This is a genomic window from Roseovarius lutimaris (genome assembly GCF_900115165.1).
Taxonomy (GTDB): domain Bacteria; phylum Pseudomonadota; class Alphaproteobacteria; order Rhodobacterales; family Rhodobacteraceae; genus Roseovarius; species Roseovarius lutimaris.
In genome coordinates this window covers 76,289-102,680 of record NZ_FOVP01000004.1, presented here as the reverse complement: position 1 = coordinate 102,680, position 26,392 = coordinate 76,289, and the positions used below count along the sequence as shown (strand labels likewise).

General features: G+C 61.8%; 26 protein-coding genes and 1 pseudogene. 16 read left to right on the top strand and 11 right to left on the bottom strand.

Features of this window, described 5'->3' with window-relative positions; genetic code table 11:
* The first annotated feature begins 14 nt into the window (after positions 1–14).
* Positions 15–461, top strand: coding sequence for a VOC family protein (locus BMZ91_RS04805; protein ID WP_092835532.1), 447 nt, complete (start codon positions 15–17; stop codon positions 459–461).
* Positions 458–1,213, top strand: a complete 756-nt coding sequence (locus BMZ91_RS04800) for a class II aldolase and adducin N-terminal domain-containing protein (protein ID WP_092835309.1) — start codon at positions 458–460, stop codon at positions 1,211–1,213. The genes BMZ91_RS04805 and BMZ91_RS04800 overlap by 4 nt, the downstream gene beginning before the upstream one ends.
* Before the next feature lie 4 nt (positions 1,214–1,217).
* On the opposite strand, the gene BMZ91_RS04795 is transcribed toward BMZ91_RS04800, so the two are convergent.
* Positions 1,218–1,694: a lytic transglycosylase domain-containing protein gene (locus tag BMZ91_RS04795; RefSeq protein ID WP_092835307.1), complete on the bottom strand. Its 477-nt coding sequence runs from the start codon at positions 1,692–1,694 to the stop codon at positions 1,218–1,220.
* A gap of 131 nt (positions 1,695–1,825) precedes the next feature.
* On the opposite strand from BMZ91_RS04795, the gene BMZ91_RS04790 reads away from it, so the two are divergent.
* The 8 genes and pseudogenes from BMZ91_RS04790 (at position 1,826) to BMZ91_RS04755 (ending at position 9,948) form a co-directional block, all read left to right on the top strand.
* Complete coding sequence (locus tag BMZ91_RS04790; protein ID WP_092835305.1) at positions 1,826–2,680, top strand: SDR family oxidoreductase; 855 nt, start codon at positions 1,826–1,828, stop codon at positions 2,678–2,680.
* Between the two features lie 142 nt (positions 2,681–2,822).
* Positions 2,823–2,960 (top strand): annotated as a pseudogene (locus BMZ91_RS04785) (hypothetical protein); the annotation flags it as partial.
* On the top strand, positions 2,957–3,433 hold the full coding sequence (locus BMZ91_RS04780) for a DUF1810 domain-containing protein (protein ID WP_245736208.1): 477 nt from the start codon (positions 2,957–2,959) through the stop codon (positions 3,431–3,433). The pseudogene BMZ91_RS04785 and the gene BMZ91_RS04780, both read left to right, overlap by 4 nt.
* 100 nt (positions 3,434–3,533) lie before the next feature.
* Positions 3,534–4,391: an FAD binding domain-containing protein gene (locus BMZ91_RS04775; protein ID WP_092835301.1), complete on the top strand. Its 858-nt coding sequence runs from the start codon at positions 3,534–3,536 to the stop codon at positions 4,389–4,391.
* Entirely contained in the window at positions 4,388–7,081 is a 2,694-nt protein-coding gene (locus tag BMZ91_RS04770) for a molybdopterin-dependent oxidoreductase (protein WP_092835299.1), read from the top strand. The genes BMZ91_RS04775 and BMZ91_RS04770 overlap by 4 nt, the downstream gene beginning before the upstream one ends.
* Positions 7,078–8,532 carry a 6-hydroxynicotinate reductase gene (locus BMZ91_RS04765; RefSeq protein ID WP_092835297.1) on the top strand — a complete coding sequence of 485 codons (1,455 nt, stop codon included), beginning with the start codon at positions 7,078–7,080 and terminating at the stop codon, positions 8,530–8,532. The genes BMZ91_RS04770 and BMZ91_RS04765 overlap by 4 nt, the downstream gene beginning before the upstream one ends.
* A complete protein-coding gene (locus BMZ91_RS04760; RefSeq protein WP_092835295.1) occupies positions 8,529–9,374 on the top strand; it encodes a UPF0280 family protein in 846 nt (281 codons plus the stop codon). The genes BMZ91_RS04765 and BMZ91_RS04760 overlap by 4 nt, the downstream gene beginning before the upstream one ends.
* Positions 9,367–9,948: an amino acid synthesis family protein gene (locus BMZ91_RS04755; protein ID WP_092835293.1), complete on the top strand. Its 582-nt coding sequence runs from the start codon at positions 9,367–9,369 to the stop codon at positions 9,946–9,948. The genes BMZ91_RS04760 and BMZ91_RS04755 overlap by 8 nt, the downstream gene beginning before the upstream one ends.
* On the opposite strand, the gene BMZ91_RS04750 is transcribed toward BMZ91_RS04755, so the two are convergent.
* The 3 genes from BMZ91_RS04750 to BMZ91_RS04740 all read right to left on the bottom strand — a co-directional run bounded on the left by BMZ91_RS04750 (position 9,945) and on the right by BMZ91_RS04740 (position 13,571).
* Positions 9,945–11,729, bottom strand: a complete 1,785-nt coding sequence (locus BMZ91_RS04750) for an ABC transporter ATP-binding protein (protein WP_092835291.1) — start codon at positions 11,727–11,729, stop codon at positions 9,945–9,947. The two genes, BMZ91_RS04755 and BMZ91_RS04750, sit on opposite strands and share 4 nt — an antisense overlap.
* A 98-nt stretch (positions 11,730–11,827) precedes the next feature.
* Complete coding sequence (locus BMZ91_RS04745) at positions 11,828–12,643, bottom strand: CE1 family esterase (RefSeq protein WP_092835528.1); 816 nt, start codon at positions 12,641–12,643, stop codon at positions 11,828–11,830.
* 115 nt (positions 12,644–12,758) lie between these two features.
* The gene (locus tag BMZ91_RS04740) at positions 12,759–13,571 is read right to left on the bottom strand and encodes a cyclase family protein (RefSeq protein WP_092835526.1); all 813 of its coding nucleotides are present in this window, start codon (positions 13,569–13,571) and stop codon (positions 12,759–12,761) included.
* Between the two features lie 119 nt (positions 13,572–13,690).
* On the opposite strand from BMZ91_RS04740, the gene BMZ91_RS04735 reads away from it, so the two are divergent.
* Positions 13,691–13,957, top strand: coding sequence for a hypothetical protein (locus BMZ91_RS04735; protein WP_092835290.1), 267 nt, complete (start codon positions 13,691–13,693; stop codon positions 13,955–13,957).
* A 10-nt stretch (positions 13,958–13,967) separates the two neighbouring features.
* A complete protein-coding gene (locus BMZ91_RS04730) occupies positions 13,968–14,549 on the top strand; it encodes a DUF1523 family protein (protein WP_092835289.1) in 582 nt (193 codons plus the stop codon).
* Positions 14,550–14,595: 46 nt separating this feature from the next.
* Here the strand turns inward: BMZ91_RS04730 and BMZ91_RS04725 are convergent, their stop codons facing one another.
* The 7 genes from BMZ91_RS04725 to BMZ91_RS04695 all read right to left on the bottom strand — a co-directional run bounded on the left by BMZ91_RS04725 (position 14,596) and on the right by BMZ91_RS04695 (position 24,575).
* The gene (locus BMZ91_RS04725; RefSeq protein WP_092835287.1) at positions 14,596–15,468 is read right to left on the bottom strand and encodes a dimethyl sulfoxide reductase anchor subunit family protein; all 873 of its coding nucleotides are present in this window, start codon (positions 15,466–15,468) and stop codon (positions 14,596–14,598) included.
* A gap of 1 nt (position 15,469) precedes the next feature.
* Positions 15,470–16,252: a 4Fe-4S dicluster domain-containing protein gene (locus tag BMZ91_RS04720; RefSeq protein ID WP_092835285.1), complete on the bottom strand. Its 783-nt coding sequence runs from the start codon at positions 16,250–16,252 to the stop codon at positions 15,470–15,472.
* 109 nt (positions 16,253–16,361) lie between these two features.
* Positions 16,362–19,187 carry a molybdopterin oxidoreductase family protein gene (locus tag BMZ91_RS04715; protein WP_092835283.1) on the bottom strand — a complete coding sequence of 942 codons (2,826 nt, stop codon included), beginning with the start codon at positions 19,185–19,187 and terminating at the stop codon, positions 16,362–16,364.
* Positions 19,188–19,315: 128 nt separating this feature from the next.
* The gene (pta, locus tag BMZ91_RS04710; protein WP_092835281.1) at positions 19,316–20,329 is read right to left on the bottom strand and encodes a phosphate acetyltransferase; all 1,014 of its coding nucleotides are present in this window, start codon (positions 20,327–20,329) and stop codon (positions 19,316–19,318) included.
* 21 nt (positions 20,330–20,350) lie between these two features.
* On the bottom strand, positions 20,351–22,126 hold the full coding sequence (gene xsc, locus BMZ91_RS04705; protein ID WP_092835279.1) for a sulfoacetaldehyde acetyltransferase: 1,776 nt from the start codon (positions 22,124–22,126) through the stop codon (positions 20,351–20,353).
* A gap of 208 nt (positions 22,127–22,334) precedes the next feature.
* Positions 22,335–23,843 carry a MocR-like pyridoxine biosynthesis transcription factor PdxR gene (pdxR, locus tag BMZ91_RS04700; protein ID WP_092835277.1) on the bottom strand — a complete coding sequence of 503 codons (1,509 nt, stop codon included), beginning with the start codon at positions 23,841–23,843 and terminating at the stop codon, positions 22,335–22,337.
* Between the two features lie 48 nt (positions 23,844–23,891).
* Positions 23,892–24,575, bottom strand: a complete 684-nt coding sequence (locus BMZ91_RS04695) for an ArsR/SmtB family transcription factor (RefSeq protein WP_092835524.1) — start codon at positions 24,573–24,575, stop codon at positions 23,892–23,894.
* Positions 24,576–24,653: 78 nt separating this feature from the next.
* Here BMZ91_RS04695 and BMZ91_RS04690 point away from each other — a divergent pair, with 78 nt between their 5' ends.
* From BMZ91_RS04690 to BMZ91_RS04675, 4 genes are all read left to right on the top strand, one after another.
* The gene (locus tag BMZ91_RS04690; protein ID WP_092835275.1) at positions 24,654–24,977 is read left to right on the top strand and encodes an NIPSNAP family protein; all 324 of its coding nucleotides are present in this window, start codon (positions 24,654–24,656) and stop codon (positions 24,975–24,977) included.
* Complete coding sequence (locus BMZ91_RS04685) at positions 24,974–25,321, top strand: antibiotic biosynthesis monooxygenase family protein (RefSeq protein WP_092835273.1); 348 nt, start codon at positions 24,974–24,976, stop codon at positions 25,319–25,321. Before BMZ91_RS04690 ends, BMZ91_RS04685 begins: the two co-directional genes overlap by 4 nt.
* A 113-nt stretch (positions 25,322–25,434) precedes the next feature.
* Complete coding sequence (locus BMZ91_RS04680; RefSeq protein ID WP_245736207.1) at positions 25,435–25,908, top strand: hypothetical protein; 474 nt, start codon at positions 25,435–25,437, stop codon at positions 25,906–25,908.
* Between the two features lie 100 nt (positions 25,909–26,008).
* On the top strand, positions 26,009–26,359 hold the full coding sequence (locus tag BMZ91_RS04675; RefSeq protein ID WP_092835269.1) for a RidA family protein: 351 nt from the start codon (positions 26,009–26,011) through the stop codon (positions 26,357–26,359).
* The last annotated feature ends 33 nt before the right edge of the window (positions 26,360–26,392 follow it).

The window sequence follows — 26,392 nt, the reverse complement described above, 5'->3', positions numbered from 1 at the left end:
AGGCGGGGCCTGACATGGATCTGGAAACGGTCAGCGCAGATGAATTCGGGGCGGCCCTCACCGGCATCGGCCTGAACATTCTGGTGCGCGATGTTCCCGCGCAGGTGGCTTTCCTTGAGGATATCTTTCAGATGGAAGGGCATCGCGTCAGCGCGGATTTCGCGATCATGACCTACCATGGCCACATCATGCAGCTGCACGGCGATCACACCTATTCGCAAAACCCGCTTTTGGGTCACTTGCCCGAGACCCCGCCACGCGGAGCAGGGGCCGAATTTCGCCTTTACCACACCGATCCTGACGCGGCGACCGAACGGGCAAAGGCACGTGGGGCCTATGTACTGCAAGAGCCTGCTGATAAACCCCATGGTCTGCGCGAATGCTTTATTCTGTGTGACAATGGCTATGCATGGGTGGCGTCGCTGCCGCTGCCGCAATTTCGAAATGGAGAACCCTCATGAGCGTCACCGACATCCGCCCCAACATGGACCACTGGCAAGAGCGCGTCGATCTGGCCGCCGCCTTTCGCTGGACCGCGCGGCTTAACCTGCACGAGGCGGTTGCCAATCATTTCAGCCTGTCGATCAACGAGGTTGGCACGCGGTTTCTGATGAACCCCAACCAGATGCATTTCGCCCGGATCAAGGCCAGCGATCTTATTGTCGTCGATGCCAATGATCCCGAAACGCTGACCGGCCCGAATGCGCCCGATCCGACCGCCTGGGGCCTGCATGGCGGGTTGCATCGCCATTGCGCCCACGCGCGCTGTGCCATGCATGTGCATTCGATCCATGCCACGGTGCTTGCCAGCCTTGCCGATAGCCGCCTGCCGCCGATTGATCAGAACTGTGCCACCTTCTTCAACCGCTACGTGATTGACGATGGCTATGGTGGCCTCGCGTTCGAGGATGAGGGCGAGCGCTGTGCCGGTCTTTTGACCGACCCGAGGAAAAAGGTCATGATCATGGGCAATCATGGCGTGATGATCATCGGCGATAGCGTGGCCGACACCTTTAACCGCCTGTATTATTTCGAACGCGCCGCCGAGACCTATATCCGCGCGCTCCAGACCGGGCAAAAGCTTCGGGTGCTGCCGGATGACATTGCCGAGAAAACCGCGCAGGAGCTTGAGGAATATCCCGGTCAGGCCGAGCGCCACCTTGATGAACTCAAGGCGATCCTCGACACTGAAGGATCGGATTACGCCGCCTGATCCGCTAGCCCGCGCGCAGACCGGTTTGCACCAAAAGACCCTTGCGCTTGGCCTCGTAATAATAGCCACGCGCATACCACATGATTGCATCGTCCGGATCGCCATCGGCCACGATATAGGCGCCGCGCAGATATTTCACGCCGTATTTCAGGTTGGTTTCCGCATCCAGAAGATCGTTTGGCGCGCCACGAAAACCCATGGTGCGCGCGGTTTGTGGCAGGATCTGCAAAAGCCCGTAATAGGGCCCGTTGCGTGCGCCGGGCCGGTGGGTGCTTTCACGGATCGCTAGACGATGCACAAGCGACCGCGGCACCTCGTAGAGATCGGCGTATTTGTTGATCAACCGGCGCAGCTCCGGGGTCTCATTGGGATAAAGCGGCGGCTCGGACGCAACGGGGCCTGCCCCCTTTTGGCCGGAACAGCCGGTAACGGCAAAAGAGGCAAAAAGCGCAAGCGCCAGACGGCGGGAACAACGATGCATGGGGTCTCCGATGTAGGATCACAACCGCACCAGTCTGACACCGTTTTGGCAGAGGGCGCCAGAGGCTGAAAATGTCACCGGCAAAACCCTGCCACCTTGCCAAGCCCATTGTCTCGCGCCATGTAAGCAGGATGAACAAAACACTTCTTTCCTTTGGTCACGGCTATTCGGCGCGCGCGCTTGCGGCGCGGCTTGTGCCGCAGGGCTGGACGATCTACGGCACCACCCGCAAAGAGGCCAGGTTTGCCGCCCTTGAGGGCGAGGGCATCACACCGGTCCTGTGGCCGGATGGCGACCTGAGCACGGCCTTTGAATCGGCAAGTCACCTGTTGATCTCGGCGGGGCCGGACGCGGGTGGCGATCCGATACTGACCCGTTTTCGCGACCGGATCGTGGATATGGCGCCGCGACTTGAATGGGCCGGGTATCTCTCGACCACCGGCGTTTACGGCGATCATCAGGGCGGATGGGTGGATGAGGCAACGCCGCTTACGCCCTCTACCCGGCGCGGGCAAATGCGTGTGGACGCCGAGGGTGACTGGCGCTCCGTGCCCGGTTTGCCGCTCCATATCTTTCGTCTTGCGGGTATCTACGGCCCCGGTCGCGGCCCGTTTGAAAAGGTGCGACAGGGCACCGCGCGGCGGATCATCAAACCGGGGCAGGTATTCAGCCGGATTCACGTCGAGGATATCGCACAGGTGCTTGAGGCCTCGATCAAGCGCCCCGATCCCGGCGCGATTTACAACCTGTGTGACGACGACCCGGCGCCGCCGCAGGATGTGATTGGCCACGCCGCAAAGCTTCTGGGCCTTCCGCTTCCACCCGAGGTGGATTTCGAGACGGCAGAGATGAGCCCGATGGCGCGCAGCTTTTACGCGGAATCCAAACGCGTCAGCAATGATCGGATCAAGGACGAGCTTGGCGTCAAGCTGATCTATCCCGACTATCGCAGGGGTCTTGAGGCGCTGCTTCGTGCGGGTGGATAGCGGGTCATGGGGCGCTGCCCCTCTTGGCCGTTGGCCAATTCACCCCGGAGTATTCATGGAAAGATGAAAGGCGCAGATGGGCTTTCACTTTTCCGAAAATACTCGCGCCGCAGGCATCCCGGGCGAGCGGCAGACTCAAGGGCCGATTTTGAATGTGCTGCTGAATTGTGCAAGCGGGGCAAAATGGGTTAGCCTGCATCACGATGGTGGCGTCGGCTATGACGTCGCACTTGAGTGTATGCGTGACCCCTGTTTGACACTGCCAGGACGATTGAAATGACGATTGATAAAACAAACGAAGAGACCGCCATGGATGTCGAACGATTTGTTGACGCCCAGAATCAGATCTGGCCGCAGCCGGTGAACGAAATACGCGGCGGCAAAAAGCGCAGCCATTGGACGTGGTTTGTCCTGCCGCAGATCCGCGGGTTGGGCCGATCGAGGTTTGCGATTCATTACAGCATCAGGGATCTGGAGGAGGCCAGGGCCTATCTCGCCCACCCGGTGCTTGGCCCGCGTCTTGTCGAAATCAACGAGGCGATGATGGGGCTTGAGGGTATCAGTGCCGAGCGGGCTTTGGGCGGCATTGACGCGCTCAAGCTGCAATCCTGTGCGACGCTGTTTGAGGCGGCAGGTGGCGATGATGTCTTTGCGCGGGTGCTGGCCAAATATTTCCTCAATCAACGCTGCCCGCAAACGCTTGGCTACCTCAAAGAGCCGGCTGTGATCGAAGACCCGCCCGCGACCGCATAGCTCGGGGCGAAATCGGCAACTGTCGTGTTGACAGGGGCGCCGACGCTGCCGCACCATTCGGGCGGGGCCACGCATCGGCCCATCTGATGTCGGAGAGCGCATGGACCCCTATCACCGCCCCACGACCCTGCAAGAGGCGCTTGGCCTGTTGGCCGGTCCGGGGCTGGCGATCGCGGCGGGCTGTACCGATCTTTTCCCGGCAACAGGCGCGCGCGGTCTCACTGGTCCGGTGCTTGATATCACCGCGATTGCCGCGCTGCGCGGGATTGGGGAGGAGGGCGATCATATCCGGCTTGGCGCGACCACCACATGGGCCGATATCCTGCACGCCGATCTGCCGCCCGGTTTTGATATGCTCAAGCAGGCCGCGCGCGAGGTCGGGTCGGTGCAAATTCAGACCGCTGGAACCTTGGCGGGGAATATCTGTAACGCCTCGCCGGCCGCCGACGGGGTGCCCTGTCTTCTGGCGCTTGGGGCCGAGGTCGAGATCGCCGCGCTTGGCGCCACGCGCCGGGTGCCGCTTGGTGATTTCATCACCGGGGTACGCCAGACCTCCTTGCGCCCCGGCGAAATGGTCACGGCGGTCCTGATCCCCAGGGCACAGACCGGCGGGCAGTCGCGGTTTCTCAAGCTCGGCGCGCGGGCCTATCTGGTGATTTCCATCGCAATGGTGGCCGCGCGCCTTGAGATTGAGACCGGTCATATCCGCAGTGCGGCATTGGCGGTTGGTGCCTGTAGCGCGGTGGCACAAAGATTGCCCCGCCAGGAGGCTGCGCTGATCGGGGCGCGCGCCGATGCCACGCTGATTGAACGGGTTGAGGCGGCGCTTATCACCCCCGACCTGAGCCCGATTGACGATATTCGTGCCGATGCGATCTATCGCGCCGATGCGGCGGTCGAGCTTATTCGCCGGGCGGTGAGCGATCTGGTGTCGCGCGAAGGCAGGGCGGCGGCATGACCCTGACGTTTGAGAGCCTGACCCTGACGGTCAATGGCGCATCGGTGGCCCTGCCGGTTGCGCCGGGTCGGCGCCTGTCGGAGGTGCTGCGCGAGGATATGGGATTGCGCGGCACCAAGGTTGGCTGTGATGCGGGCGATTGCGGGGCCTGCACGGTGTTGATTGATGGCGCGCCGGTCTGTGCTTGCCTCACGCCGGTCGCGCAGGCGGCAGGGCGCGAGGTAACCACTATCGAGGGGCTTGATATGGCCGCGCTGCAACAGGCGTTTTTGCGCCATGGCGCGGCGCAATGCGGGATTTGCACGCCGGGCATGCTGATCGCGGCCAAGGCGCTTTTGGCGCGGGTGGCCGCCCCGACGCGCGAAGAGGTGGAAGAGGCGCTTGGCGGGGTTTTGTGCCGCTGCACCGGTTACGCCAAGATCATCGAGGCCATTCTTGACGTCGCAGACCCCGGCGGGCCACCGCCCGCGCCCGCCGCCGGCCACGCGGTTGGCGCGCGGATCGAGCGGCTGGATGGCGGGGCCAAGGTGGCTGGCACCGAGGTCTATGGCGCCGATCATGTGCCGAGCGGGGCCTTGCTGGTGCGTGCGGTGCGTGCGCCGGATGCACCGATGGGGTTTGAGCTTGGCGATATCGCGGCTTGGTGCGCCGCGCAGGCAGGCGAGGTTCAGGTTTTTACCGCCGTCGATGTGCCCGGGGAAAACCGCTTTGGGGTGTTGCCCGCCTTCGCCGATCAGCCGGTTCTGGCTGAAACCCATGTGCGCATGCGCGGCGAGGCGGTGGCGCTTGTGGCGGGTGTGCCTTCGGTGATCGAGGGGCTTGATCTGGCGGGCTTTCCGGTCACATGGCACGACCGCACCGATACGCTTGTGCATGCGGCGCGCGCCGATAACCTTTTGGTCACGGGCCGGGTCGCGCGTGGCGATCTCGAGGCGGGGTTTGACGCCGCCAGCCATCTGGCCGAGGGCGAGGTGAGCACGCCCTATATCGAACACGCCTATATCGAGCCCGAGGCCGGGGTTGCCTGGCTTGAAGCTGGGCAGCTTGTCATTCAGGCCTGTACCCAGGCGCCGATCATGGATCGCGACGATACCGCCCGCGTTCTTGGCCTGCCGCCCGAAGGGGTGCGGATCATCCCGGCGGCGGCGGGCGGCGGGTTTGGCGCGAAACTTGACATGACGGTGCAGCCGCTGATCGGCCTCGTGACGCTCAAGACCGGGCGCGCCGCGCGGATGGTATTTAGCCGTGCGGAATCGATGGCGACCTCGACCAAGCGACATCCCTCGAAGATGCAGGCGCGGATCGGCGCCGATGCACAGGGTCGCATCACAGCGATGGAGTTCACCGGTGAGTTCAACACCGGCGCCTATGCAAGCTGGGGCCCGACGGTGGCCGGACGCGTGCCGGTGCATGCCTCTGGCCCTTACCTCGTGCCCGCCTATCTTGCCGTCGCCAATGCGCGCCATTCCTTTAGCCCCATTTCAGGCGCGTTTCGCGGCTTTGGCGTGCCGCAGGCGACGATCCTGCAAGAGGGGCTTTATGACGATCTGGCCGAGAAAACCGGCATCGACCGGCTTGCCTTTCGCCGCCTCAATGCCTTGCAGGACGGACAGGCCACGGTCTGTGGTCAGGTGTTGCAGGGTGTTGGCATAACCGCCTGTCTTGACGCCCTGCAAGAGCCGTGGCAGGCCGCGCTGCGTCGCGCTGAAGAGGCCAACGCCAAGGGCGGCGCGATGCGTCATGGCGTCGGGGTTGCGTCCTGTTGGTATGGTTGTGGCAATACCGGGCTTGCCAACCCTTCGACCATCCGCCTTGGCCTGACGCCCGAGGGGCGGGTGTCGCTGCATCAGGGGGCGACCGATATCGGGCAGGGCGCCAATACCGTGATCCCGCAGATTTGCGCCGATGCCTTGGGCCTGCCGCTGGCGGCGTTCGATCTTATCGGCCCCGATACCGCCCTGACGCCGGATTGTGGCAAGACATCCGCCTCGCGCCAGACCTGTGTGACCGGCAAGGCGGCCTGGCTTGCGGGGCGTGCGTTGCGCGCGCAAATCCTGAGCCTGAGCAATATGGGCGCCGAGGCGCGGCTTGCCCTCACCGGGCAAATGCTTGTGGTCAGCGATGGCGCGGGCGAGCGGTGGATTGATCTTTCTGCCCTTGCGCCGGGTCCGCAAGGTTATGCGCTTATGGCCGAGGAAACCTATGATCCGCCTACCACACCCTTGGACAAGGACGGACAGGGCGCGCCCTATGCGGTCTATGGCTATGGCGCACAGATCGCCGAGGTGGCGGTCGATAGCGTGCTTGGCACCGTCAAGGTAACCCGGATCACTGCCGCGCATGATCTTGGCCGGGTGATCAACCCGCTTTTGGCCGAAGGGCAGGTCGAAGGCGGCGTGGCGCAGGGTCTCGGGATGGCCCTGATGGAGGAATACATTCCGGGGCGCACCGAGAACCTGCATGATTACCTGATCCCGACCAGTGGCGACATGCCCCGAATCGACACGATCTTTGTCGAGGTGCCCGACCCCGAGGGGCCGATGGGCGCCAAGGGATTGGGCGAGCATGTGTTGATCCCGACCGCGCCCGCGATCCTGAACGCGATCCGCCATGCCACCGGCGCGCGGATCACCGACCTTCCGGCGTTGCCGCACCGGGTTTTGGCGGCCATCCGAAAGGCAAGGGGATGACCGAGCGGGGCGCGCGCGACGAAAAGATCCGCTGCGATGCCTGCCCTGTGATGTGCTATATCGCCCCCGGCAAGGTTGGTGCCTGTGATCGCTATGCCAATGAGGGCGGCAGGATCATCCGTTGTGATCCCATTACCATACTTGACCGTAGGGTTGAGGTCGGCGGCGAAGTACGCCCGTTCCTCAATGCCGATTGGGATGGCGATCTGGGCGGTGATGACCTGTTCCTGAGCGGCGTTGGCGCGGGCACCACTTATCCCGATTACAAACCCGCGCCCTTTATCGTGAGCCGCGAAGTGGCGGGCGCCGATTTTGTCACCGTGGTGACCGAGGCGATCTATTCCTATTGTGGCGTCAAGGTGAAGATCGACACCGACCGCCACCTTGGCGCCGAGGCCGCGACCGTGCGCGCGGATGGCGAGGCGATCGGCCATGTCACCACCGGCGAATATGGCAGTCAGATGCTCTCGCTTGGTGGTGTCGAGCATCTTACGGGTGGTAGTAAATCCGAGGGCCGCGTGACCTGTGACGCCCTGCTCCGGCTGTGCAATCGCGAGGCGGTGGAATTGGACATCGACGGCGGCGCCAGCGTGATCGTGCGGGCCGGTCAGCCGCCGATTGTCGATGGTCAGCGCGAGGATCGCATGCGTGTCGGCTGTGGCTCGGCCACCATCGGGATGTTCGCCAGCCAATGGCAGGGGCTTGTCGACGAGGTGGTCGTTGTCGATGACCATATCACCGGCGTGGTGAGCGAGCATCAGGCCGGCAAGGTTCTTGGCTGGCCCGATACCGGCATTCGCATCAAGGGCCGTCGCTCGACTCCGGGGCGGTATTTTCAGGTCGCCGGGCCGGGGCGCGGCTGGGGCGGAACCGATATCGAGGACCCGCTCAGCATCCTCAACCCATGGTGGGAAAAGAAGGGCGCGCGTGCGGGGCTTCGCCTGTTGATGGTTTCGACCACGGGCGAGCATCACGGGTTCTACGTGCTCGACGACGATCTTGTGCCGCAACCCGCGCCGCTGCCCGAGGCGCTACGCGCGTCGGTCGATCTTATTGCCGAGAACTGCGAACCGGCGCTCTGTACGGTGATGTTTCAGGCCGGGGCCGGGGGCTCGCTGCGCTCTGGTGTCACGCGCAACCCGGTGCGCCTTACCCGTTCGGTTCAGGCGCGCAGAACCCACGTCACCTGTGGCGGGGCGGCGGCCTATATCTGGCCGGGGGGCGGCATCACCCTGATGGTTGATGTGCTGGCGATGCCCGAGGGCAGCTTTGGCTATGTGCCGACCCCGGCGCTTGTCGCGCCGCTTGAATTCACCCTGCCGCGCGCGGAATTCCGCGCGCTTGGCGGGCATGACGGGGCGGTGCGCTCGATCTCGGATATTCTGGAATCGGGCGGCGAATATGGCGCTGACTTCCGTGGCCTTGGTCGCGCGCCGGAGCACGGCGAATGACCGGAGAACAGATCACCCGGATCGCGGGCGGGCGGCTTCACTTGCACCACGGCCCGATTGACATGATCGTCGGCGCCGAGGGGCCGGGACAAGAGGCGGGATTTGCCCGCGCGGCGGATCGGTTTGCGGGGCTGTTGCAGGAACTGGTGAATGAGTTGCCGCGCCTGCGCCGCGCCACGGGGCCGATGCCCAAAGGGCCGGTGGCACGGCGCATGGTGCATGCGGTGACCCCCTTTGCGCCGCAGTTCATTACGCCCATGGCCGCCGTTGCCGGGGCCGGTGCCGAAGAGATTCTGGCGGCGCTGTGTGACGGTCCGGGCATCGACAAGGCCTATGTCAACAACGGTGGCGATATCGCCTTTCACCTCACGCGAGGTCAGGTGATGCAGGGCATAGTTGCCGCCGATCCGGTGGCGCGGCTGGCGATTGGTCATGACACGTCGGTGCGCGGGGTTGCCACCTCGGGGCGCGCCGGTCGAAGCCTGTCGCGCGGCATTGCCGAGAGTGTGACCGTGCTGGCCAAAACCGCCGCCGCCGCCGATGCGGCCGCCACGATGATCGCCAATGCGGTTGATTTGCCGGATCATCCTGCGGTAACGCGCCTGCCCGCAAGTGACGTGTCCCCCGAGAGCGACCTTGGCGCACGCCTTGTCACGCGGTCAGTGGGGCACCTGACGCGCGCCGAGGTCGAGCGCGCGCTTGGTGCGGGCGTAGAATATGCCGAGACCTGTCTTGCGGCCGGGCTGATTGCCGGGGCGGTTTTGATGCTTGCGGGGCACTGTCGGATCTTGGGCGATCTGCCCCTGAAAACCCTGATCACAAAGGAGGCACTGCATGCCTGATTTCACCCTGCGCAAAACCGCGATTTTCATCGAGGACATTCACCACGACGGCGGCCCCGCGCCCGAAAGCTCGCGCCGTCGCGGGGCGATTGCGGCGTTGGTCAAAAACCCCTTTGCCGACGGTTACACCGAAGATCTGCAATCGGCGATGGAGGATCTCAAGCCGCTTGGCCTGATGATGGCCGACCGCCTGATCGAGGCGATGGGCGGAATGACCGGCATCGACGGTTATGGCAAGGCCGCCATGGCGGGCGAGCGGGGTGAGCTTGAACACACCGCGCTTTGGCATGTGCCAGGGGGCTATGCGATGCGTGCGCGCCTTGGCGAGGCCAAGGCGATTGTGCCCTCGTCGATGAAGCAGGGCGGTCCGGGCACGCGCATCGACGTGCCGCTTGGCCATATCAACGCCGCCTATGTGCGCAGCCATTTTGACGGGATGGAGGTGGGCCTTGCCGATGGCCCTCGCGCCGACGAGCTTTTGTTCATCCTCGCGATGGCGCGGGGTGGGCGCATACACGAGCGTATGGGCGGGCTTGGCGTGGCCGAGGTCAAAGGCGAGGACGGGTTGCGTTAATTGCTTGCCTGGCTCTGCTTTTGCGCCATATAAAGCCGTGCGTAATGACCGTTCTTTTTCAACAGATCGCCGTGCTTGCCCTGTTCGACAAGCGCGCCGGCCTCTAGCACATGGATGCTATCGGCGTCGGTAATTGACGCAAGGCGATGCGCCACGACAATCGTTGTGCGCCCCTGGGTCAGACGCGTCAGGGCCGATTTGATCCGCGCCTCGGTGGCCTGATCAAGGGCGTTGGTTGCCTCGTCCAGCAAAAGGATCGGCGCATCGACCAGAAACGCGCGGGCGATAGCGATGCGTTGCTTTTGCCCGCCCGACAACTGCGCCCCCTTGGGGCCAACCGGGGCGTCGCCGCGCGCCCGGATCAGATCGGCGATCTCGGCATTCTCGGCCGCGCGCCAAATGTCGTCATCCGTCGCCTCGGGCTTTACATAGCGGATATTTTCCCAGATCGAGTTGTTGAAGATGACGATATCCTGCGCCACCACGGAAAACGCCCCGCGCAACGCGCGAAGCTGCACCTTGTCGATGGCCGTGCCGCCGATGGTGATCTGGCCGCCCTGAACATCGTAAAGCCGAGACAGAAGCGACAGGATCGTGGTTTTGCCCGACCCGGTCGCGCCGACGATGGCCGAGACCTGCCCGCCTTTGAACACCATCGACAGCCCGTCAAACAGCGGCTGGTCCGGGCTATAGGAAAACCGCACCTGATCGAGCGCGATATCGCCGCCGGTGTCGAACGTGGCGAGGGCCCCCGGCGCAGCGGTGATTGTCGGCCTCTCATGAAACAGGCCGCGCACCCGGTCGAGCAACACGACATGCGCCTGAAGGGAACCAAGGTATTGCGCCAAAAGACGCGCGGGATCGAACACAAGTACCATGCCAAGCAGAAAGGTGATGATGCCCGCACCATCCACATCAAAGGCAGGGCTAAGCACCATATACCCGCCGCCGCCAATCACCAGCACATAGACAAAGGCCGAGCTAAGGTCGATTGAGGGCATCACGAGGGCCTGGGTAAGCTGAACCCGTGCTGCCAGATCGCGAATCCTGCCAGTTGCTTTTTCAAGCCGCGCGGCCTCGACCTGTTCCTGACTGGATATCTTGACCGTGCGCATCCCGCTCACGGTTTCCTCGATCCCGTTCATGTAATCGCCAAGCGCATGCTCGGCCTCGCCCTGCACCTGCTTGACGCGGGCCGACACGAAGTTCATCACCCGGATGATGAACGGCAGCACCAGAATGGCGGCGGTGAACAGCAGCGGGTTCTTGTAGATCAGATAGGCCGACACGATCACCACAGTGACCGCATCGCGCAGGGCGTTGGCGGTGGAAAGGCCGATGAATTGCCCAAGCTGTTGGGTTTGCGTCACAAGCCGCTGTATGATTTCGCCGGATTTGGTGCGCTCGAAATAGGCGAGGTCGAGATCCATCATGTGGCCAATCAGATCACGGCGCATTTCAAAGATCGCGCTGTTGCTGACCCAGACGGTAAGGCGTGGCACAAGGTAACCCATGGCCCCGCGCACAGCGAAAAGAAAGAACACCACAACACAGACCATCGCCAGCTCACGCGCCGTGCCATTGTCGAAAATCACCCTTAGGCCGTCTTCGGTGATCGACAGAAATTGCTGATAAACCACACCCTGCACAAGGATCATGACAAGCACCAGCAAGAGCCAGGGCGACCGCTTTTTCAGGTAGCTGGCCCAAAGCCAACGCAGGTTGTCGCGGTCAGCGGCCGAATAAAGCGGCAGTTTGATCTTGGCGGGCGTTTTGGTCATGTGATCGGACCCGTAAGGCCAGGGATGTCAGACCTGCTCATAGAGGGTTCTGCGCGCAAGGTCATCCCATTGCTGCGAAAATCACAGGTGGGGCCGGATTACGGGTAAGATGGCGGCAGGTCGAGCAACTCATCCAGCTGTCGCGCGATCCAGCCGCGCGGGATGAAATGGCCGCGTTCATGCACGTCAAGCGTCACCTGCCCGCCGGTGCAATCGCTCCATTGCGTGCGCTTGAACCTGTCATGCCGGGTGATATCCCATGTGCCAAGGTCACGCGGCTTGCCGTCGCAATCAAGCCTGTCACGCCAGAGTTTGACCGGATAGGTCGTGTCGCCCCCCGGTCCAAAGGGAAAATCCATCACCGTATCCGAAGTGCCATGCACATGGCGCACCTCGGCGGGGGCGGTGGGGCAGGTCTCTGACTGGCGCAGGGTGCCCGAGATCGCCAGAAGCGCGGCCACGTCATCGCCGTTTTCACAGACATAACGCCAGGCCATGGCCGAGCCATAGGAATAGCCCGAAACGTAAATCCGGCTGTGGTCAATGGGATAGCGCCTGGCGGCGTCCTTGATCACGGCGGCGGCAAAATCGACGTCATCCGTGGCAGAGGTCCAGAAATCCCAGGTCTTACCGGCCCCGTTGGGCGCCAGAAGCAGGACACCACGGCGCCGGGTCGCGCCGGAAATGCGGCCGTGTTTGACGATCAGGGTGCCCTGTCGCATCCAGCCGTGAAAATGAAGCAGCACCGGAAGCGGCGTGATGCCATCCCAATCGTCCGGCTCTTTCACATGATAGGAGCGATCCCCAAGCGGACAGGGAATTTCAGCGTGACAGCGCGCGCTGTCGACGGCGGGTTCTGCTGCCGGGGCAAGGCCGGGAAAGATAAGGGCGAAAAGGACAAGCAGATACCGCATAAAGGCTCCGTTCAGGGCGACATTCACGCCCTTACCGTAAGTCTTGCGGTTGAAATGTCACGTCACAAGCCTGTCAGGCAGGGCCGGAATGGTCCGGCCCTGTCGTTTGACGGTCTCAGATCATTGCGAAGATACGCGCAGGCCCGCCGGTGCCGCCGCGATGCTTGGGCGCGCCCACGACAATCGTCGCCCCCGAGGCGGGTAGCCTGTCAAGATTGGCGAGACATTCGATCCCGAACCGGCCGGTGGGCAGCCAAGCGTAATGGGTCGCAAAATCGGCCGAAATCCCGTGATCAAGCGAGAGGGTATCGCTGGCAATCGAGCCGGCCCCGGTTTCAAGCAGCATCTGCGCCGCCTCGACATGAAAGCCGGGATAATGCTGTTTCTCGCCGTCAAAGCCGCGAAAGGCATCCGTGGCGGTCTTGGTGCCCCAGCCGGAATAAAGTGCGACACAGGCATTGTCGGGGATGTCGCCATTGGCGGCGATCCATGCCTTGAGATCATCCGGCGTAAGCTGTGCATCGGGGTTGTCAGAGGCCTTGGCGGTGATATCAATCACGCAAAGCGGCGCCACAAGATGATCAAGCGCGATTTCGTCGACCGAAGCGCCGTCAGCAGAGAAATGCAGCGGCGCATCGACATGGGTGCCGGTATGCTCGTTTACCGTGAGTGTCATCAGGTTCAGCCCGTGTTCGGCAAAATTGAAGTTCTGTTCCGTCGAGATGCCGGGCTTTCCGAAATAGGTCGGGAAATCCGCGTCATAGGTATGGGTCAGGTCCTCGACCTTGCCGTGACCGGCGGCCATGGCCGGAGGCGCGGCAAGCGGGCCAAGCGCGGTGGCGGCCCCTGCGGCGGCACTTGCGGTGAAAAAGGCGCGGCGCGACAGCATTCTGTCTTTGACCGCGTTGATGATACATGCGTCACACATGGTATTCTCCTTTTTGGGGCGTTGCGGGGTGCACCCTAGCATGATTCTGCGCTAGAACCGCCGGGTATAAATGCGACTTTGGTCGCGCGGCGCGGTTTTTGACCGGGGGAAACACACAGATGTTGGCATTGCTGCGACTGGTCGTCTTTGGTTTTATCATCCTGACAGTCATTTATGTCAGCATTTCCCTGTACTCGCGGTCGGTGCGGCGGGGCAAACTTCTAACGGAATGGCAAAACACGGGTAGGCCCGGCGACAAGGATGCCTATATAGAGGCTGGAATGGCGCAATATCAGCACTCGCTCAGGCGGCGTTTGATCTGGCTGGTCTATATTGTGCCGATCACGGTGATCGCGGCGATCATCTATTTTACGAATTTTATGTAAGGGGGCCGCAATGGGCTATGTGAAATGGACGATACGAGGGCTGTTCTGGCTGCTGGTGATTGCGTTTCTGCACTATACCTTGCCACAGCACGATGTGGCGCGGATCACCGACACCTATGAAAAGCGGGTCGATCCGGGCAGCAATTCGATGTTCTGGTCCAATGCCGACACCGGCGAGGCCACCGATGCAACCGTGCGCGATGTGTTTTTCATTCAGGCCTTTCGCACCAATGACAAGCCGATGATCTATCGCAACGAAGACACAGGCTGGGGCTGGCCGCCCTATTTCAAGTTCGACACCAGCAACCTTCAGGCCGAAGCATCTGATCTTATTTCCAAAAAGAACGATGCCAAGCCGCAATGGGTGGTGGTGCGCCACTATGGCTGGCGCAATGAATTCCTGTCGATCTATCCCAACGCGGTCAGTGTCTGGGCGGTCGATGGCCCCGATGTACGGATTATTCCCTGGGTCAAGATCGTGCTTCTGACGCTACTGGCGGCGCTTTATTGGGCAATCCGGGTGCGCTGGATGCGGTTTCGCAAGCGGCGGATCGAACCGAAAGTCGATGAATGGACGGATGGCTGGGCGTGATCGGCCCGCTCATCCGCCCTGACAGGCGGCCTCGCGTTCGGGTCGCCTAGCGCTTGCCGTAATAGAGGCCGACCACATGCTCGGCCTCGGCAAAGAACAGCCAGCGTGACGCAGCGATGCCCGCGACATGACTGATCACGGCGAAAAGCGCCATGGCATGTGTGAATGGCACCAACAGCATCAGCACCGGCAGGATAAACCCAAGCCCAAGCGCAATGGCCCGCAGTTTCAGGGCGTGCTTGCGCCCGACCTGATGCACCAGTTCCCGCAGGAGGTAATTGGTGCCGGTATGGGGCGCCTCGAAGGCGCGCACGCTGCCGATGCCGCCTAGGCCCGTCGCGCTTGCCATATCGGTGCCGCTGGCGGCAAAGGCGCCGTCACCGCGCACCCACCAGAGCACCTGTATCACCCCCGCCACCGGCAAAAGAATCAGCGCCGCACTGGCCTGACCCGCCAGAAGCGCGCCACCGGCCAGAGAAATCGACACCAAAAGCGCAGGCGTCAGCGGGGTTTTCCAGCGAGGGACGGTCGACAGCTGGGCGTAGATCATCGAGGTGGTGAACACGGTGCCAAGCGACAAAAGCGCGCCAAGCCAACCGAGAACTGGAATTCGCATATCCAGAAACACCAGGGCGGCGGCATATAGACCCATCACCAGCAAAGCGGCCACGGCACAGATTCCCTCGCGGCTAAGCCAGCTTGAGCGCCATTGGCTAAAGGCCTTGATCGCGCGTTGGGGACGGCCAAGGTGAAAGGTCGAGGCCATAAGCCCGCCGACGGCGAGGCCGTAGGCGATGACAAAAAAGGCGAAAGCCACCCAGCCGGTGACGGCAGGCAGGCCAAGCCCGAGCCAGATCAAAAGGCCAAAGCCAAGCCCGGAAAGTGTTGTGAAGACGATGACGGAAGGGGCGGGATGCATCTCAGATTCTCTCCAGAGCTTTGTCGAGCCAGCCAAGGAAACCCTTGGGTTCGTCCATGACCGGGGCAAGGAACGGGGCAAGAATGTCGATTTCCCCAACCGGTTTGGGCTGATCAAGCTGATCCTTGGGGCGGGGTGGCAGGTATTGGTTGACCGGCCTCGTGCCCTGTTCGGGCATCAGATCCATGCCGCCACGCTCGGCAGTGAGTTTGCTGACATTGCTGTCGGGATCGGCAAAATCGCCGAAATGGCGCGCCCCGGCCGGGCAGGTGCGCACGCAGGCGGGAACGCGGTCAACCTCGGGGAGGTTGTCGTTATAAATGCGGTCGACGCAAAGCGTGCATTTCTTCATTACGCCCTCGGCGGCGTCGAGTTCGCGCGCGCCGTAAGGGCAGGCCCAGGCACACAAGCCACAGCCGATACAGTCGGTTTCGTTGACAAGGACGATGCCATCCTCGACCCGCTTGTAGCTTGCCCCGGTGGGGCAGACGGTGACGCAGGGGGCGTCTTCGCAATGCAGGCAGGATTTCGGGAAATGCACCAGCTGCGCCGCCGGGTGTGGCATGCTTGAGGTCGCCAGCGGCTGAACCTCATAGCTGTGCACCCGGTTCAGGAACGTGCCCGAAGGATCGGCGCCGTAGGGGTCTTGATCGCTCAGGGGCGCGCCGTAATTCTCGGTGTTCCAGCCCTTGCACGACACCACGCAGGCATGGCAGCCAACGCAGGTATCAAGGTCGATCACAAGACCCAGTTTGCGGGTGGTTTGTTTGGGAAGGGTTGTCATTGGACCACCTCGGGATTGCGCGATGTGAGCGGGGTTTGGGGGCGCTGCCCCCGTCGCGCAGGGCGCGACTCCCCCGGGATATTTAGGGCCAGAAGAAAAGCGGATTGTGTCATTTGCCCACCTTCCATTCCAGGTGATCGGGGCCTTGGGGCACCGGGGATTTGAGCGGTTTCATCGCCGGTTGGCTCTCGGCGGGGGCATCGGTTTTCTCGACCTTCACGCGCAGGTCGAACCAGGCGGCCTGACCTGTCACGGGGTCGGAGTTGGACCAGCGCAAGCCATCGCCCTTGGGCGGCAGAAGTTCATGGATCAGGTGGTTGAGCAGGAAACCTTTGGTCGCCTCTGGGGCGTCCTCGGACAGGGCCCAGGCGCCTTTGCGTTTGCCGATCGCGTTCCATGTCCAGATCGTATTCTCATTGAGCGCCGCCATATGCGCCACCGGCACGGTGATCGTGCCATGAGCCGAGGTGACGCGCGCCCAATCGCCATCGGCAAATTCGTTTTTCTCCCAGAGTTTGGTGGGCAAATAGAGCGGATTATGGCCGTGGATCTGGCGCAGCCAGGCGTTCTGGCTTCCCCAGGAGTGATACATCGCCATCGGGCGCTGGGTCAGCGCGTGTACCGGGAATTCGGCGGTGTCGATATGGTCATCCTCAAGGGACGGATACCAGATTGGCAGAGGGTCGAGCGTTGCCTTGATCTGCGCGCGCAGATGATCGGGCGGCTGACGGTCGCCATGACCTTCGGCCGCGAGTTGAAACTTGCGCAGGGGTTCGACGTAAAGGTCGAAAACATAGGGCTGGGGCGCGTCATAGATGCCCATGCCGACGGCCCAATCCTGATAGGCGGTGTTCCAGGGTTTGTAGTAATTCGCGCCCTCGGGGATGTGGTTGACGAAAAAGCCGCCGTTTTCGATGTAGCGGTCAAGTTGCTCCGGGTTGGGCGCGCCACGCCCCACCTCATCCCCCGTCGCGCCCCGGAAACCGGCGAGCGGGCCGATGCCGGGGCGGCGTTCGTGGTTGGTGATGTAATCGGCATAATCGGCGTATTTCTGGCCACCATCGGCGTTGGTGAAGGCCGGCAGGCCAAGCCGCGCGCCAAGATCGCAGAGCACCGATTGAAAGCCGCGCACATCGCGGTCGGGTTCGATCACCGGCCAGCGGATCGCGTCGGCGGCGGCGTCGGCCTCGCAGATCGGGCGATCGAGCAGCGAGATACAGTCATGACGCTCAAGATAGGTGGTGTCGGGCAGGATCAGGTCGGCATAGGCGACCATTTCCGAACTGTAGGCATCCGAATAGATGATGCGCGGGATCACATACTCACCAGTCTCGTCGGTATCGGTCAGCATCTTGATCACGCCGCCGGTATTCATCGACGAGTTCCAGGACATGTTGGCCATATACATGAACAGCGTGTCGATCTTGTAGGGATCACCGGCATGGGCGTTGGAAATCACCATATGCATCAATCCGTGGCTGGACATCGGGTTTTCCCAGGTAAAGGCCTTGTCTATGCGCACCGCCGTGCCGTCATCCTGCAGCGCAAGATCCTCGGGGCCCTGCACAAAGCCAAGATGCGGCCCGTTGAGAGGCATGCCGGGATTGACCCCGCTGTGCGGCTTGGGATGGGCGCTGACCGGTTTGGGGTAGGGCGGTTTGAAGCGAAAGCCGCCGGGGACCTCGATCGTGCCCAGAAGGATTTGCAGCACATGCAGCGCGCGGCAGGTCTGAAACCCGTTTGAATGGGCCGAAATGCCGCGCATGGCGTGAAAGCTGACCGGGCGACCGGTCATGGTCTTGTGGGTTTCGCCGCGGAAATCGGTCCATTCATGATCCAGGGTGATCGCCTCGTCAAAGGCGACGCGGGCGATCTCGGCTGCGATGCGGTGAATCTTTTCGGGCGTGATGCCACAGCGTTCGGCGACCGCCTCGGGGGCGTATTGCGGATCAAGATAGCGTTCGGCCATGTGATGCATGACCGGGCGATGGGTAACACCCGCCGCGCGATGCGTGGCGTGAAGGTCTGGGCGAATGCCGGGCGTGTCGAACGCCGCCAGCTTGCCGGTATTGCGATCAATCACCAGCGGTTTGCCATCATCATCGCGCAGGAACAGGCCGAATTCGGGTGAGGTTTCATCGCCGTTCAGCAAAACCGGCGCGTTGGTATAGCGCGACAGGTAATCAAGGTCGATCTTGCCTGCACTCATCAACACATGCACCAGCGACAGGATAAAAAGACCATCTGTGCCCGGCGTGATCCCGACCCAATCATCGGCCACCGCGTTATAACCCGAGCGGATCGGGTTGACGCCGATCACGCGTGCACCGCGTGCCTTGATCTTGCCGATGCCCATCTTGATCGGGTTGCTGTCGTGATCCTCGGCCACGCCGAAAATCATGAAAAGCTTGGTGTGATCCCAGTCGGGTTGGCCAAACTCCCAGAATGCGCCGCCCATGGTGTAGATGCCCGCAGCGGCCATATTGACCGAGCAAAACCCGCCATGCGCGGCATAGTTCGGAGTGCCAAAGCTTTGCGCCCAGAGGCTTGTAAAGCTCTGGCTTTGATCGCGGCCTGTGAAAAACGCAAGCTTTTCGGGGTGTTTTTCGCGGATCGGCGCAAGCCAGCCGGTCGCGATCTCAAGCGCCTCATCCCAGCTTATTTCCTCATACTCACCAGAGCCGCGCGGCCCAACCCGTTTGAGAGGCGTGCGCAGGCGCGAGGGGGCGTTGACCTGCATGATCCCGGCCGACCCCTTGGCGCAGAGCACACCCTTGTTCACGGGGTGGTCGCGGTTGCCCTCGATATAGGCCACTTTGCCGGCCTTGAGATGCACGTTGATGCCGCAGCGACAGGCGCACATGTAACAGGTGGTCTTGCGCACCTCGTCTGACACTTTGGGGGAGGTCTCAATTTTCGGCTGGTGATGGCTCATTACGAAATTCCTGTTCTTGCGGCCTTCACGCTAGGGCAGTTTCCGCGCCGTCGCGACCGTTTTCTCATTTGTTTGGCTTTTCCGAACATATGTCCCGGAAAAGCCGAAATTTACCGCATGATCGTCCGTCAGTCTTGCCTCGCCAAAGCCTGAAGCACGGTAACGGCGATCATTTGGGTCACGTCATTGGCAACACAGCCACGCGACAGGTCATTGGCGGGTTTGGCCAGCCCCTGAAGGATTGGGCCGATGGCGGTATAGCCCCCCAGCCGCTGGGTTATCTTATAGGCGATATTTCCCGCATCGAGGTTGGGGAAGATCATGACATTGGCCTGACCGGCGACGTTTGATCCGGGCGCTTTGCTGGCCGCAATGGCGGGCACAAAGGCGGTGTCGAACTGCAATTCGCCGTCTGCATCAAGATCGGGGTGATCGGCGTTCAGGCGCTCCAGCGCCTTGGTGACCTTGGTGACCAACGGGTGCCGCGCGCTGCCTTTTGAGGAAAACGACAGCAGGGCGATCTTGGGCTCTTGCCGCAAGAGCGCACGACAGGAGGCGGCAGAGGCGGCGGCGATTCCGGCCATCTCATCCGAGGTCGGATCAATCACCAGCCCACAATCGGAATAGAGCATCGCGCGGGCATCGCCCCCGGCGTTTGGTGGCGGATACATCAGGAAAAAGCTCGAGACCATGGCGGCGTCGGGGGCCTTGCCGATCACCTGAAGGTCGGTGCGCACCACGTCGGATGTGGTGGCAACAGCGCCGCCGACGGTGCCGTCGGCATGGCCTTCGCGTACCAGCATGGCGGCATAGATAAGCGGGGTTTCAACCGCCTTGCGTGCCGCCTTCTCATCAACGCCCTTGTGTCGGCGCAGCGCATGATAGGCTGTGGCCAGATCGGCGGTGAGCGGCGAGGTGCTGGGATCGTGAATGGATATCCCGTCGCCAGCGGTTGCGCCCTGGGCCTTTAATTCGGCGGCGACGGCACCGGCCGGGCCGACAAGGATCAGATTGGCGATCCCGGCGTCTCGGGTGGCAAGCGCCCCCGCGACAACACGGGGATCACTGCCTTCGCTCAGGGAAACGATAGGGCGGGTGGCCGGTGCCTCTGACAGCAACAGATCAAGAGGTGCTTTTGTCATGTGCTCCGGCCCGGCCCCCTATCAGACTTGCTGAGGGCGCATGTCGGCGGGATCAATCCCGGCAACCGCAACCGGGTTTTTCATCGCGTCACGGCGGAATGGCTCGCCCAACTCCTGATTGATCATCGCCTCGATCAGGGTGGTGACGCCATTTTCCATCTGATCCTTGATCGCCTGATTAAGCGCCTCGGTCAGCTCGTCCATGGTGCGCGCGATCACGCCCTTGAGGCCACAAGCCTTGGCGATCCCGGCATAAGACACCTGGGTATCAAGCTCTGTGCCGACAAAGTTGTCGTCAAACCACAGGGTCGAGTTGCGCTTTTCGGCGCCCCACTGATAGTTGCGGAACACGACCTGTGTCACGGCGGGCCATTCGCCACGGCCGATCGCCGTAAGCTCGTTGACCGCGATGCCAAAGGCACCGTCACCGGCAAAGCCGACAACCGGCACATCGGGTTGGCCGATCTTGGCGCCAACGATGGCCGGAAGACCATAGCCGCAGGGACCAAACAGGCCCGGCGCAAGGTATTTTCGGCCCTCATCAAAGCTTGGATAGGCGTTGCCGATGGCACAGTTGTTGCCGATGTCAGAGCTGATGATCGCTTCGCGCGGCAGGGCCGCCTGAATGGCGCGCCACGCCATGCGCGGGCTCATCCAGTCGGGCTTGTCGGTGCGGGCACGTTCGTTCCAGTTTGTGCCGGGATCGTCGTCCTCATGGTCCATGCTGGACAGTTGCTGTGCCCATGTGGATTTGGTTTTTGAAATAAGCGCCTTGCGGTCGGCGCGCCCTGCGTCACCGGCGGTGTCCGACAGCTTTGCAAGGATCGAGGTCGCGACCTTCTTGGCGTCGCCGATGATGCCGACTGTGACCTTTTTGGTCAGACCGATACGGTCGGGGTTGATATCGACCTGGATGATTTTCGCGTCCTTGGGCCAGTAATCAATGCCATAGCCCGGAAGGGTCGAAAACGGGTTCAGGCGGGTGCCGAGGCACAAAACCACGTCAGCCTTGGAAATAAGCTCCATCCCGGCCTTGGACCCGTTATAGCCAAGCGGTCCGGCAAAAAGCGGATGCGAACCGGGGAAAGCATCGTTGTGCTGATAGCCAACGCAAACCGGCGCATCGAGGCGTTCTGCCAACTCGCGCGAGGCGTCGATCCCACCGGCCAGAACCACGCCGGCCCCATTGAGGATAACCGGGAACTTGGCGTTGCTCAGCAACTCGGCTGCTTGGGCAAGGGCCATCTCACCACCGGCGGGGCGCTCGAATTCGACAATCGCCGGAAGCTCGATATCAATCACCTGCGTCCAGAAGTCGCGCGGGACGTTGATCTGGGCCGGGCCGCTTGCGCGCTTGGCCTGCATGATCACGCGGTTCAGGGTCTCGGCGATGCGGGTCGGGTCGCGGACCTCTTCCTGATAGGCGACGCAATCGGCGAACAGGTTCATCTGTTCCATTTCCTGAAAGCCACCCTGACCGATGGTCTTGTTGGCGGCCTGCGGGGTCACCAGCAACAGCGGTGTGTGGTTCCAATAGGCGGTTTTCACAGCGGTCACGAAGTTGGTGATGCCGGGGCCGTTCTGGGCGATCATCATCGACATCTTGCCGGTGACGCGGGTGTAGCCATCCGACATCATGCCGGCGCTGCCTTCATGGGCGCAATCCCAGAAGGTGATGCCCGCTTTCGGGAAAATATCGGAAATCGGCATCATGGCGGAACCGATAATGCCAAAGGCATGTTCGATCCCGTGCATTTGCAGGGTTTTTACAAAGGCTTCTTCGGTGGTCATTTTCATCGGCTACATCCTTGTGTCGCGGTGCCGATTGGCACCTGAAGCGGAAATCTGGGCTGAAACTAGCCCTCGGAGGCCCCCGCTTCTAGGGCCAGAAAGGGGTCGAGAGTATGTCCAGACGTCTTGTAAAATGAGAATATATATCTCAATAACGAATAGCAAGAAGGGTTTAGAGAGGCTCAGCCCGTCGATGTCTCAACAAACAAGCCATTTATTTTACCGTATTTTCTTGTTGTTTCGCCCGGTTCGCGCCCGTGCTACGGGCATGTTCCAATTCTCGCGCCAAACGCTGAATGCCCGGCGCAATGCGCTCTGTGGGCACCGATGAATAGGCCAGACGATAGTAATTGCGCGGTCGATTGGTGCCATAAAAGAACGGATGGCCAGGCTCGATCAAAACCCCGGCCTCGCGCAGGCGCGGCTCGACCTCGGTGATATCCACATCCTCGGGCGCGCGCATCCAGATTGACGATCCGCCGAACACCCCGCGCCCGGCCACGCCAAGCCCATGATCGGCAAGCGCGGTTTCCATCGCATGGCGGCGTTTGGTAAACACCTGACCCATGCGTCGCACAAGGCTGTCGTAATGCCCGAGCGACAGGAAATAGGCCGCCGTGCGCTGAATGTGACCGGGCGGGTGGCGCAGAACGCTGGCGCGCAGGGCGCGGCATTCGCGGATAAAGGATTTGGACCCGACCAGATACCCAAGCCGCAAGCCGGGAAAGATCGACTTGGAAAAGCTGCCGACGTAGATCACCCGCCCTTCGGAATCGAGCGATTTTAGCGCCGGCAATGGCGCGCGCAGGAACGAGATTTCAAATTCGTAATCATCTTCGACAATCAGCGCATCCATCTCGGCGGCCTTGGCCAAAAGCGCCTTGCGCCGTGCAAGCGGCATGGTGGCATTGGTCGGGGCCTGATGGCTTGGGGTGGTGAAAATCACATCCGCCTGATCCGGCAGTGAGTCCGGCGGGAGACCATCGCGATCCACGTCAACCGGTGCCAGATGACAGCGCGATTGCACCAGAATATCGCGCAACGCGTGATAGCACGGGTTCTCGATCACGGCGGTGCGGCGCTGTGTCAAAAGCACCTGCGCGGTAAGCCAAAGCGCATTCTGCGCCCCCATGGTCACAAGGATTTCATCCGATTGCGCCAGGATCCCGCGCCGTGGCAGAGTGTGGCGGGCAATGAATTCGATCAGCTTGGGGTCGTCCTGATCATAGTAATCCGAGGTCAGCGATTGAAAATCCTTCTGCCCCAGGGCCTGAAGCGCGCAATGGCGCCAATTGGCATGATCAAACAACGCCGGATCGGTCTGGCCATAGATGAAGGGATAGGGATAGCTGGCCCAGTTCAGGGGCTTCTCCGGGGTATCGCCGCCGGTAAAGCGACGGCCAAGCGCGCGCGACCAGTCAATCGTATCCTGTCGTGGCCCCGGCGCGCCAAAGGCGGGCGGCTCCGGCGCGTTCTGGGATACGAAATAGCCCGAGCGATCCCGCGCCTCAAGGTAATCATTGGCCTGCAATTCGGTCAGCGCCAGCGTTACGGTGATTCGGCTAACCCCGAGGTGCCCGGCCAGCTTGCGCGACGACGGAAGCTTTTCACCCTTGCGAAAGCGACCCGACAGAATGCCCTGCGCGATCATTTGCTGGATCTGCGCCTGAAGGGTGCCCTGTGCATCGGGAGCAAGGAAAAAGGTTTCGACCGGTATCGCCATAATGTCAGTTTAGATTGGCCTTATCCGTTGCGCAATCTGGTATGGTTGTCAGGGCGCGGGAAAAGCGGCCTCAAATGCGGCCTGTCCGCGCGGCGTAAACCGTATGATCCGGCTGTCGGGCACGCGGCTGGCCCAGCCGGTAGTCTCGAAATGGGCCAGCAATCCGCGCCCAAGCCGCCCCGCCAGATGCGAGCGCCGCTCTGACCAGTCAAGGCAATCGCGGCACAGCGGTGCGCGCGGCGAGGGCAGGGTGTCAAGATCAAGGCCAAGGTCCGTGACAAACGTGCGCCCCTGCGCTCCAAGCGTCAGGGCGTCGCCGCTATGGTCAAGAAATCCGCGTGCGATCATGCTGTCATACATCCGCGTGCCCATGTCGCCTGCAAGGTGGTTATAACAAATCCGCGCATGGCGCATTTCAGGGTCACGCGGGCCGGGGCGGGTGCGCAATTGCCCGCTGCCTGCCGCCAGACCCATCATCGCCTCTAGAACATGCGCCACATCATCGGAGGCAAGTGTAATGTATTTATGCCGCCCTTCGCGCCGCACCCGGATCAGAGCGCCCTGTTCCAGCTTGGCCAAGTGCGAAGATGCGGTTTGCAGGGTCACGCCCGCCTCACCTGCAAGCTCTGACGCGGTCAGGGCCTTGCCGCTCATCAGGGCGGTCAGGATATTGGCGCGCGCCGGATCACCGATCAGCGCGCCAAGGCGGGATATGTCAGGGCCGTCTTTCATGCTTCGACCGTAATCGAAGCATTTGCGCCGCGCAATATGCCAAAACAGCAAGGGCACCCAGCCAAAAGGAGACCCGCCATGCTGACCTGTGTGATCCGTTACCAGATCGACCCAACCAAGAAAGACCAGTTCGCCCGATATGCCCGTAATTGGGGGCAGGCCATTCCACGCTGTGGCGCCGATCTTATCGGCTATTTCGCCCCGCATGAGGGCAGCAGCACCCTGGCCTACGGCATCTACAACATCCCCTCGCTCGCCGCGTATGAGGCCTATCGCCAACGCTTGGCCGCCGATCCGCTAGGGCGTGAAAACTATGCCTTTGCCCAACAGGAAAAGTTTCTGTTGCGCGAAGACCGCACCTTCCTCAGGCTGGTCAGCGCCCCAACAGGAGACACGCAATGATCGCAGTGATATTCGAAGTCATCCCCGGCGAAGGCCAGACAGAACCCTATCTTGAGATGGCCGCGAAAATGCGCCCTCTGGCCGAAAGCATTCCGGGATTCATCAGCGTTGAGCGGTTTCAAAGCCTGACCAATCCCGGCAAGCTTTTGTCGCTGTCGTTCTGGCAAGATGAGGCCGCCGTGATCCAATGGCGCCAGCTTGAGGCCCATCGTGGCGCGCAAAAAGCCGGGCGCGAGGTGATGTTTGACGACTATCGCCTGCGGGTCGTGAGCGTGATCCGTGACTATGGCAAATTCGAGCGCGTTGAAGCCCCCGAGGATAGCCGCGCCGCGCATGGTGCCTGAGGGGCGGGGCATGACCGGGTGAAACACCCTCTCGCCAAGCTGTGATTTGCTTGTAATGCGCTACCTCGGTAGGGCTTGGGACATCATATTGCAGATATTGGAAAGTTATCACCTTGGAACCCAAAGCCGTTTTATCTCCGCAAGACAAACTCGATGCCCTTGCCCTGCTTGTCCTGCGACTTGGGCTAGCGTGGTTCATTTTCCTCTGGGCGGCGCATAAGATCATCACGCCAAAGCAATACCAGAACCTTGCGCGCCATTACGACGGTGTCGATGTCAGCCTGACGCAGATTTATCTGGGGGGCGGAGTACAGATCGCGCTATGCCTCCTGGTGGCGCTCGGCGTGCTGCGTTACTTTTCCTACAGCAGCTTGCTGATCATGCATCTCTTTACAGTGATGCGCCGCTGGGAGGGGTTTCTTGATCCATTTGCAATCAATGACCGGGGCTTTCCAATCAACCGCAATCAGGTGATTGACCTCGCGGTGCTTGGTGCCTTCATCGCTCTGGTGCTGCTGATCCGGCGGGATCACTTCAGCGTCGGCGGCTGGTTGGCGCGCCACGACCGCCCGCGCTGGTGGAACTGAAAGCTCGCGCAATTGCGCTGTGACTCGTCGTTTTCCTGTGGCGCGGGGCGCATGCCCTGCCTAGAAAGGGCGAAACACACCAACCGAAAGGACCGCCCCAATGAGCGATATTACCCGCCACCACACCGGCGCGCGCATGAGCCAGATCGTCACCCACAATGGCACGGTTTATCTCGCCGGACAGGTCGGCAATGCCGCCGACAACGTGGTCGAGCAGACCAAAACCTGCCTGGAAAAGGTCGATGCCCTTCTGGCCGAAGCCGGAAGCGACAAGACCCGCATCTTGCAGGCGGTTATCTGGCTGGCCGATATGGCCGATTTTGCCGATATGAACGCGGTCTGGGATGCCTGGGTCGCCCCCGGTCATGCGCCCGCCCGCGCCTGCGGCGAGGCCAAACTGGCCACCCCCGATTACAAAGTGGAATTCATCATCACCGCCGCACAAGGCTAAGCCGACGCGCGGAGCATGACTTTCATCTTTCAC